The sequence below is a fragment of the Microcystis sp. LE19-8.1F genome, assembly GCF_027531715.1.
Taxonomy (GTDB): Bacteria; Cyanobacteriota; Cyanobacteriia; order Cyanobacteriales; family Microcystaceae; genus Microcystis; species Microcystis wesenbergii_A.
Genome location: NZ_JAPZSO010000022.1, coordinates 40,014 through 48,023 on the forward strand (window position 1 = coordinate 40,014; position 8,010 = coordinate 48,023).

An 8,010-nucleotide genomic window follows, 5' to 3' on the forward strand; every position below is an offset into this window, starting at 1 on the left:
TATGATCCTTAGTATTGCCGATACTTTCATTAAAAGACCCGTTCTGACCACAGTTTGCTCGATTTTAATCGTTTTGATCGGAGCGATCGCTGTTCCCTTTTTACCCCTAGAAAAACTGCCCCAGTTGGCATTTATTCAGGTAGCGGTAAATGCCAACTATTTGGGAACCGATGCCAAAACCGTACAGGATAACGTTACCACGGTACTCGATCGCCAGATTAACGGGACAGAACAGATTGTTTATATGCAGTCCCAGAGTACCAATACTGGACAGAGTACGGTGAATGTCTTTTTCCCGGTGGAAATGGATCGTAACATTGCCCAAGTCTTGGTACAAAACCGTGTCAGTACCGCCGCCGCTAGTTTACCGGAAGAAGTGAACCGGCAGGGGGTGACAACCAATACCCAATCCCCCAGCGTTACCCTTGCCTACGGGATTTCCGCCAAACCGGACGAAAAGGGCAATTATCCCTACGATACGGTCTTTTTAAGTAACTTTGTCGATCGGGTCATCGATGCCGAGATTCGTCGGATCGAGGGAGTTGGTAGTACAACAATCATCGGGGAGAGGGAATACGCCCTACGTTTTTGGCTTAATCCCGATGCTTTAGCCGCTAGGGGCGTATCGGCGGAACAAGTAGTACAGGCAATCCGAGAACAGAATATTCAGGTGGGTGCGGGGACAATTGGCGGTGATCCCAGTCCCGAAGAGCAGCAATTCCAGATCGCCATTCGCGCCGTTGGTAGGGTTGCCACCGGGGAGGAAGCAGAAAATATCGTCGTCAAAGTCGGGGAAAATGGCGATTTAATCCGCATTAAAGACGTAGGACGCGCAGAAATCGGAGCGGAAAGCTACAGTACCGCCGCCTATTTCGACAAATCCCCCGCCGTCGTCTATATCGTCTATCAGTTACCCGGTTCCAACGCTTGGAATACCGCCAAACTGGTAAAAGAAAAAATGGCGGAACTAGAACCAAGTTTCCCCCCGGGGTTAAATATCGCCATTACCCTCGATAATACCGCCTTTGTCGCCGCTTCCCTAGAAGAAGCCCTTGGCACTCTGGTGGAGGCGATTTTACTGGTTATTCTAGTGATTTTTATCTTCCTTCAGGATTGGCGCACCACGATCATTCCAGCGATCGCTATTCCCGTATCTTTGATCGGAACCATGGCCGTCGCCCTCGCTTTAGGCTATTCTCTCAATAACCTCTCCTTGTTTGCCGTCATTCTGGCCACCGGGTTAGTGGTGGACGACGGCATCGTGGTTGTAGAGGCGGTATCGGAAAAATTACGACAGGGAATGCGGCCATTTCAAGCTTCCCTCGATGCCATGGGTGAGTTAACCTCGGCGGTAATTGCCAGTTCTCTTGTACTATTTGCGGTTTTTATTCCCGTCACCTTCTTCCCCGGTACGGTGGGGATCGTTTATCGACAATTTGCCGTCATCATCTCCGCTTCAATTCTGATCTCCACCTTTAACGCCCTCAGTTTTTCCCCCACCATGTCGGCGATTATCATGAAACCGCCCCAAGGCACCCGCGGACCCTTGGGACTGTTTTTCGAGGGCTTTAATCGGGGTTTCAACGCAGTTAAAGAAGGTTATCGACGCTCGATCGAATTTCTGATCCGAGTTCGGTTTCTGGTCTTACCCTTCTTTATCGCCGCCCTCTTTCTCACAGCTTGGAGTTATAGCACCACTCCCCAGGGTTTTATCCCCGAAGAAGACCAAGGTTATGCCTTCGTTTTGGTGCAAGCACCCCCCGGGGTTTCCCTGCGCTACACCGACCAGGTTATCCGTCAGATTAACGAAGAAATTCTCGACGGTATCGAAGAAATCGAACACTTTGTCGGTATGGCGGGCTTTAGTTTTGCCGGAAGTGGCAGCAACCAAGGGCTATTTTTTGTCAAGTTAAAAGAATGGTCGGAACGGCCCGGGGAAGATAAGTCGGTTTTCGGGGTTCTGCGGAAAATTAACCAACAATTAGCCACTAAAGTCCCAGATGCTCGCGCTTTCGCCGTTAATGCGCCCCCCGTGGATGGATTAAGTTCTACCGGCGGTTTCGAGTTATTTATCCAAAACCGCGCTTCTTTCCCCATGGACGCTTTGATTGCCAACGCTAATAAAGTCATGGCCGAGGCCCGAACAAGACCAGAATTATCGGGAATTTTCACCCAATTTACCACCGACACGCCGATGCTGGAACTTTCCATCAATCGCAACCAGCTACAGGCGCAAAACGTCGATATGCAGGCCGTTTTCGGTACCCTGCAAACCTATCTCGGTTCCAACTTCGTCAACCAATTCGTCTTAGGCGATCGCTTGTATCGAGTCTTTGCCCAAGCAGAAGCGGATTATCGTTCTAATCCTGAAGATATTAACCGTCTTTACGTCCGTTCCCGTACCGGGGCCAATATTCCCCTATCGGGTTTAGTTAGCGTCAAACGCTTCACCTATCCACCGATTATCACTAACTTTAACCTCTATCCCTCGATTAACGTTCAGGGTAGTCCCGCCCCCGGTTTTAGTACGGGACAGGCGATCGCAGTGATGGAAGATGTTTGTCGGAAAGTCCTGCAGCCCGGTTTCGGTTACGCTTGGACGGGTACGGCTTTCCAAGAAAAAACTTCCGCCGGGGCTGCCCCAATTATCTTCGGATTAGCCTTTGTCGTGGTTTTCCTCGTACTCGCAGCCCAGTACGAAAGCTACATTGACCCGATTATCATCATGATTACCGTTCCCCTAGCGATCCTGGGTGCCATGGGGGCCCTACTGTTGCGGGCGAATTTCCTACAAGTGGGTAGTCTCTTCCCGACGGTGAATAATAATATCTATGCTCAGGTGGCTTTGGTCATGTTGATCGGTTTAGCGGCTAAAAATGCGATTTTAATCGTGGAATTCGCTAACCAGTCCCGTACTTTGGGTTTAAGTATTCCCGATGCGGCAGCCCGGGCCTCGACGGAACGCTTAAGACCGATTCTGATGACGGCTATTTCCGGTTTAGTCGGTTTCTTGCCCTTGGTTATCGCTTCCGGCGCCGGGGCGATGAGTCGTTGGTCTCTGGGAACTGCAATCCTAGGCGGTTATCTGATTTCGACGGTGTTGAGTTTATTTCTCGTCCCGGTGTTGTATGTGCTGATCAAACAGTTCGAGGCCCGATTCCTCTCCTCGAAACCCCCGAAAAGTGGCGGTTCTGGCGGCAAAAAAACCCCTTCTCTCGATGGGGAAAGGAATACATCAGAAACCCCCATAGAAGAAGGGGCCATTTCCTCTTTGAAAATCTCTCCTCAGTCCCCGAATGACTAGGGTGTTAGGAGACTTTTTCAGTGATCAGTAATCAGTAATCAGTAAACAGTAATCACTGAAAAGAAAAAAGAAAGCTCCGCAATTGCCACTTAATACTGATAACTGATAACTGATAACTGATAACTGATAACTGATAACTGATAACTGATAACTGATAACTGATAACTGATAACTGAAAATAATGAGTCTAGAATCCACTGCTAATGAGGCAATCGCTCATAATTTAGAGCAATTCCTGCTAGTTTTGACCATTTCCTTGAGTGTCGCCACTTTATCGAGAACCGTTGCCTTCCTCCGCAAAATTCCCTACACCCTGCTGTTAGTTATTGTCGGTATGGGTTTAGCTTTTTTAGATTTGCGTCTAGTTAATCTTTCCCCGGAATTAATTCTGGAAATTTTTCTGCCTCCCCTCCTTTTTGAAGCCGCTTGGAATATTCCTTGGGCTAAATTAAAGGAATATTGGGTTACTATCGTCCTTTTTGCCGTTATCGGGGTAATTATCTCCGTTTTGGGAGTCGCCTATCCCCTACATATCTTTGCTAATTTACCCCTATCGATCGCGTTTCTCTTGGGTGCTGCCCTAGCTGCCACCGATCCCGTCTCTGTGATTGCCCTATTTAAAGAATTGGGGGCCAGTAAAAAACTGACGATCCTGATGGAAGGGGAAAGTCTCTTTAATGATGGAGTCGCTGTGGTCGCTTTCGTCCTCTTGGTGGGTATTCCCTTGGGAGTCGATACCTTCTCAATTCCCGTGACGATCGCTCGTTTCTGCACCTTTGTGGGGATTGGCATCGGTGTGGGTTGCGTGATCGGTTTCGGCATTTCCTACCTTACCCAACGCTTTGATTTGCCTTTTGTGGAACAGTCTCTGACTCTAGTTTCTGCATACGGAACCTATCTCGTCACGGAAAAATTAGGCGGATCCGGTGTAATCGGGGTGGTAATTGTCGGGATTATTCTCGGTAATCTCGGTTCGCGCATTGGTATGAGTCCCCGCACGCGCCTAGTAGTTAGCGAATTTTGGGAATTTATCGCCTTTTTTGTCAATTCCATCATCTTTTTACTGATCGGCGATCAAACCCGTTTTGAGAGTCTTGGTAGTCACTTAAGCGGGATTTTAATAGCGATCGCTGCTATGGTGGTTTCCCGTCTGTTCTCAATTTTTGGACTAGGGGGAATTAGTAACCTAATTACGGGCAATAGCATCAATTTCAAGGAAAGAACGGTGTTATGGTGGGGAGGATTGCGCGGATCGGTTTCGATCGCCCTAGCGTTAAGTGTTCCTACGTCTATCCCCTACCGTCAAGAAATTATTGACGTGGTTTTTGGGGTGGTTTTATTTACTTTATTGGTGCAAGGATTATCTATACAATGGCTGTTAAATGCCCTCAATCTTATCGGTGATCAACCGATTCGGAGCGAATATTCGGCCTTAATTGCTCGTCAAATTGCCTTAACTAGGGTGTCTAATTATCTGCAACAACCAGAACGTTTTCCCGATATCGATCCCGAATTTTATCGCTATAAAAAAACTCTGGTGGAAGGACAATTAAAGTCCTTGGCAGATCAGTTGCAAAAATTACTACAGGAACATCCACAATTAAAAGATGTGGTGGCCGAACAATTTCAAGATACTTTACTCGATATAGAAGCTAATACCTACGCAGAATTAATTCGAGCCGGTCGTTTAAATGAAAATCTCGTTCCCCTTTTAGTCGAGGTAGAAGAAGAAAAAGAGATGGTTTAATGATCAAGTCATGGGAAATCAAAGAATTTTTGCTAAAAATTGCTGAGTTCGATCGGATTGAGGATTATTAAAAAATTCTGCTGGGGGGGCAATTTCCAAAATTACACCCTGATCCATAAATACCACTCGATCGGCCACTTCTCGCGCAAATCCTACCTCGTGGGTGACACAAACCATGGTCATCCCCGATTTGGCTAAACTTTGCATCGTTTCCAAGACTTCTCGCACCATTTCTGGGTCTAAAGCTGAGGTGGGTTCATCGAATAACATCACCTTCGGCTGCATGGCTAAAGCGCGAACAATTGCCACCCGCTGCTGTTGTCCTCCCGATAACTGAGGGGGATATTTAAGCGCTTGTTCGAGAATACCAACTTTTTCGAGGAGTTTTGTCGCTATTTCCTCCGCTTGCGCTTTTTTCCAACCGCGCACCCACATCGGACCAAGGGTGACATTATCTAATACCGTCAGATGGGGAAATAGGTTAAATTGTTGAAAAACCATGCCAACTTCCTGACGGATTGCCTCGATATTTTTCAGGTTGTGGGAAACAGTTATCCCGTCAATAATAATGCGGCCTTTTTGATAGGATTCTAACCCGTTAAAAGTGCGGATAAAGGTGGATTTTCCCGAACCAGACGGACCCATAATCACGACAACTTCCTGTTTATTAACGGTGAGATTGACTCCCCGTAAAGCATGAAAGCGGTTATCGTACCATTTTTCCACCGCTTCGGCAATTATAATCGGTTCACTGTTGTGAGATTCCATATTTTTGAGAGTTTATTGATTATCTGTATCGGGAAACCACTGTTTCTCAAGAATTTGTGTCAGAGAGTAGGGACAAATTATCGGTAAATTTTTTAATCCTGTCTTTTTTTCGGCAATTAAGCGGGCGTTTTCATAGATATTTTCCAACTCTAGTTCTAGAAATTTGCTTAAATTGGTGGTGAACTTATCTTCTAATTGTACTCGAACAGTGATCATCTCTGCCGCCCAATGATTACTATTTCTTTTTCTTTCTGTTGTCCAAAATTGATAGATTAGGAGATGGATTATTATTTGTAAACTTAAACTTTTAACAGCAGTTTTTTCGCTTCGTCCCAAAGCTGCCAACTCCTCGATTAAATGTTCGTAATCTACCCAATCAAACTGGCGATTTTTTAATAACTCGATCGTCTCGATTAACCAGCGATCATACTCCCGTTCATAAAGCTGTTCTAAAGCAAGCATTGTCTTTGACAAAATGGCGACAGAAGAAAAATAACCCGTTCCTAGAAATGATAGCACAAAATATCCGGATGGCACTGTATTAGTGTAAATATTTGTGAATCAATGATGATGACAGTAAAAAATGCTTGACCCTGAGGTAAAAAAAAGGTTAAATTATGGTTAGGCTGAGAAGATAACCCACACATCCTAGATAATGAGGCTATCATGGAAATCGATAAACTCAAAGAAATTGCTCAAAAAGTTGAAACCTCTCGTTCTCAAATCCAAAACGAACAGGCAACCAAAACAGCTTTTATTATGCCTTTTTTGCAAGCATGGGGTTACGATGTGTTCAATCCCATGGAAGTTCACCCCGAATATAGTGCCGATTTAACTGGATTAAAAGGGGAAAAAGTAGATTATGCTATTTGTTTGGACAATCAACCGATTATTTTGATGGAATGTAAAAGCTGTCATCAAAATCTTGAGCATCCTAAACATAGTTCCCAACTGCATCGATATTTTAACGCAACTGGAGCTAACTTTGGAGTTTTAACTAATGGGATTATCTATCGGTTTTATACGGATATCGTCAAGGATAATATCATGGACGATAAGCCATTTTTTGAGTTTAACATCCTCGACTTTGACGACTCTTCCGTTAACGAATTAAAACGATTTTCTAAATCTAGCTTTAATTCTGACGAAATAGGAGAGGTTGCTCGCAATTTATTGTACACCAAAGAAGTTAAAAAAGTGATTGCCCAGCAATTAAGTGATCCTTCCCCCGAATTTGTTAAGTTTTTTGTTAGTCATGTATATTCTGGGGTGAAAACTGCATCGGTTGTCGAAAAATTCAAAGAAATTATTAAGCGTTCTCTCAAAGAGTATATCAATGATATCATCAAAGAAAAATTTGAGGAAGTCTTAGGAAAAGAACCTGAACCAAATCCTCCTGATACACCAGCAGCAGAAGATACTCCACCAGAAGAAACAGGGGAAGATAAAATTAATACGACCCCCGAAGAATTGGAAGGATTTTACATTATTAAATCAATTCTACGGGAAGAAATCAATACCGCACGCATTCAATTCAAAGACACTAAAAGTTATTTTGGTATCAACTTAGATGGAAAAGTAACTAAAACAGTCTGTCGTCTGCGCTTCCATGAAAGAACTGGCAAGAAATCAATCAGTATTCCCGATAACGTCGAAACTGGTAGAGAAGCAACCACTAATATAAACAGTCTTGATGAAATTTATGGAGTCGCTGAATTTCTGAAATCTCGTATCCGCTATCTGACTCAAGATACTTATAGAAGCAAGTCAGAAAAAACAGAAAGTATCTAAAATAATTATCCCCTATCTCTTTAATGACCGATAGGGGTTTTTAATGATATCATTTTTAGTAATCGCTGATTATGGTTGTAAAATTTTATCTAGGGATAGGGGTGCATCTCATTTTTGTCAATCTACTAAGTTGGGATTTTTAAGGGAAAACTCTCGGCTAAAATTGGGCGTTACTGCCGATTTTATCACTCAATCTTTCCTCTGGAGCGGCGTACTGCTAGGCAGTCCCTTCGCCATGGCACTGATAACCTAGGCCGCATAAGTAGGGAGGCACAATTATTTGTAGGATGGGTTAGCGGTAGCGTAAACTATGCGGGCGTTGGGTTTCATGCTTCAACCGTTCGGACCTCGGCGTGAGCTTTTGTCGAACGCAAAAGCTCACGGCCGAAGCCCAACCTAC

6 protein-coding genes are annotated in these 8,010 nt (G+C 44.7%); 4 read left to right on the forward strand and 2 right to left on the reverse strand.

Features of this window, described 5'->3' with window-relative positions; all coding sequences use genetic code 11:
* The first annotated feature begins 1 nt into the window (after nt 1).
* Together O9334_RS02940 and O9334_RS02945 are read left to right on the forward strand one after the other, a co-directional pair.
* Nucleotides 2-3,304 carry an efflux RND transporter permease subunit gene (locus tag O9334_RS02940; protein WP_287999238.1) on the forward strand — a complete coding sequence of 1,101 codons (3,303 nt, stop codon included), beginning with the start codon at nt 2-4 and terminating at the stop codon, nt 3,302-3,304.
* Between the two features lie 181 nt (nt 3,305-3,485).
* Nucleotides 3,486-5,051, forward strand: coding sequence for a cation:proton antiporter (locus O9334_RS02945; protein WP_287999240.1), 1,566 nt, complete (start codon nt 3,486-3,488; stop codon nt 5,049-5,051).
* An 18-nt stretch (nt 5,052-5,069) separates the two neighbouring features.
* Here the strand turns inward: O9334_RS02945 and O9334_RS02950 are convergent, their stop codons facing one another.
* Nucleotides 5,070-5,819 carry an amino acid ABC transporter ATP-binding protein gene (locus O9334_RS02950; protein ID WP_190381608.1) on the reverse strand — a complete coding sequence of 250 codons (750 nt, stop codon included), beginning with the start codon at nt 5,817-5,819 and terminating at the stop codon, nt 5,070-5,072.
* 12 nt (nt 5,820-5,831) lie between these two features.
* Nucleotides 5,832-6,281: a DUF29 domain-containing protein gene (locus tag O9334_RS02955; RefSeq protein WP_045356997.1), complete on the reverse strand. Its 450-nt coding sequence runs from the start codon at nt 6,279-6,281 to the stop codon at nt 5,832-5,834.
* A 204-nt stretch (nt 6,282-6,485) separates the two neighbouring features.
* Between O9334_RS02955 and O9334_RS02960 the strand changes: the two genes are divergently transcribed.
* Together O9334_RS02960 and O9334_RS02965 are read left to right on the forward strand one after the other, a co-directional pair.
* Complete coding sequence (locus tag O9334_RS02960; RefSeq protein ID WP_045356994.1) at nt 6,486-7,610, forward strand: type I restriction endonuclease; 1,125 nt, start codon at nt 6,486-6,488, stop codon at nt 7,608-7,610.
* 43 nt (nt 7,611-7,653) lie between these two features.
* Nucleotides 7,654-7,863 carry a hypothetical protein gene (locus O9334_RS02965; protein ID WP_072024758.1) on the forward strand — a complete coding sequence of 70 codons (210 nt, stop codon included), beginning with the start codon at nt 7,654-7,656 and terminating at the stop codon, nt 7,861-7,863.
* Nucleotides 7,864-8,010: the final 147 nt, after the last annotated feature.

Excerpts from the sequence above, each read along its gene's own strand:
- O9334_RS02965 (WP_072024758.1), top strand. The coding sequence starts at position 7,654 with ATGATATCATTTTTAGTAATCGCTGATTATGGTTGTAAAATTTTATCT.
- O9334_RS02960 (WP_045356994.1), top strand. The coding sequence starts at position 6,486 with ATGGAAATCGATAAACTCAAAGAAATTGCTCAAAAAGTTGAAACCTCT.
- O9334_RS02955 (WP_045356997.1), bottom strand. The coding sequence starts at position 6,281 with ATGCTTGCTTTAGAACAGCTTTATGAACGGGAGTATGATCGCTGGTTA.
- O9334_RS02940 (WP_287999238.1), top strand. The coding sequence starts at position 2 with ATGATCCTTAGTATTGCCGATACTTTCATTAAAAGACCCGTTCTGACC.
- O9334_RS02950 (WP_190381608.1), bottom strand. The coding sequence starts at position 5,819 with ATGGAATCTCACAACAGTGAACCGATTATAATTGCCGAAGCGGTGGAA.
- O9334_RS02945 (WP_287999240.1), top strand. The coding sequence starts at position 3,486 with ATGAGTCTAGAATCCACTGCTAATGAGGCAATCGCTCATAATTTAGAG.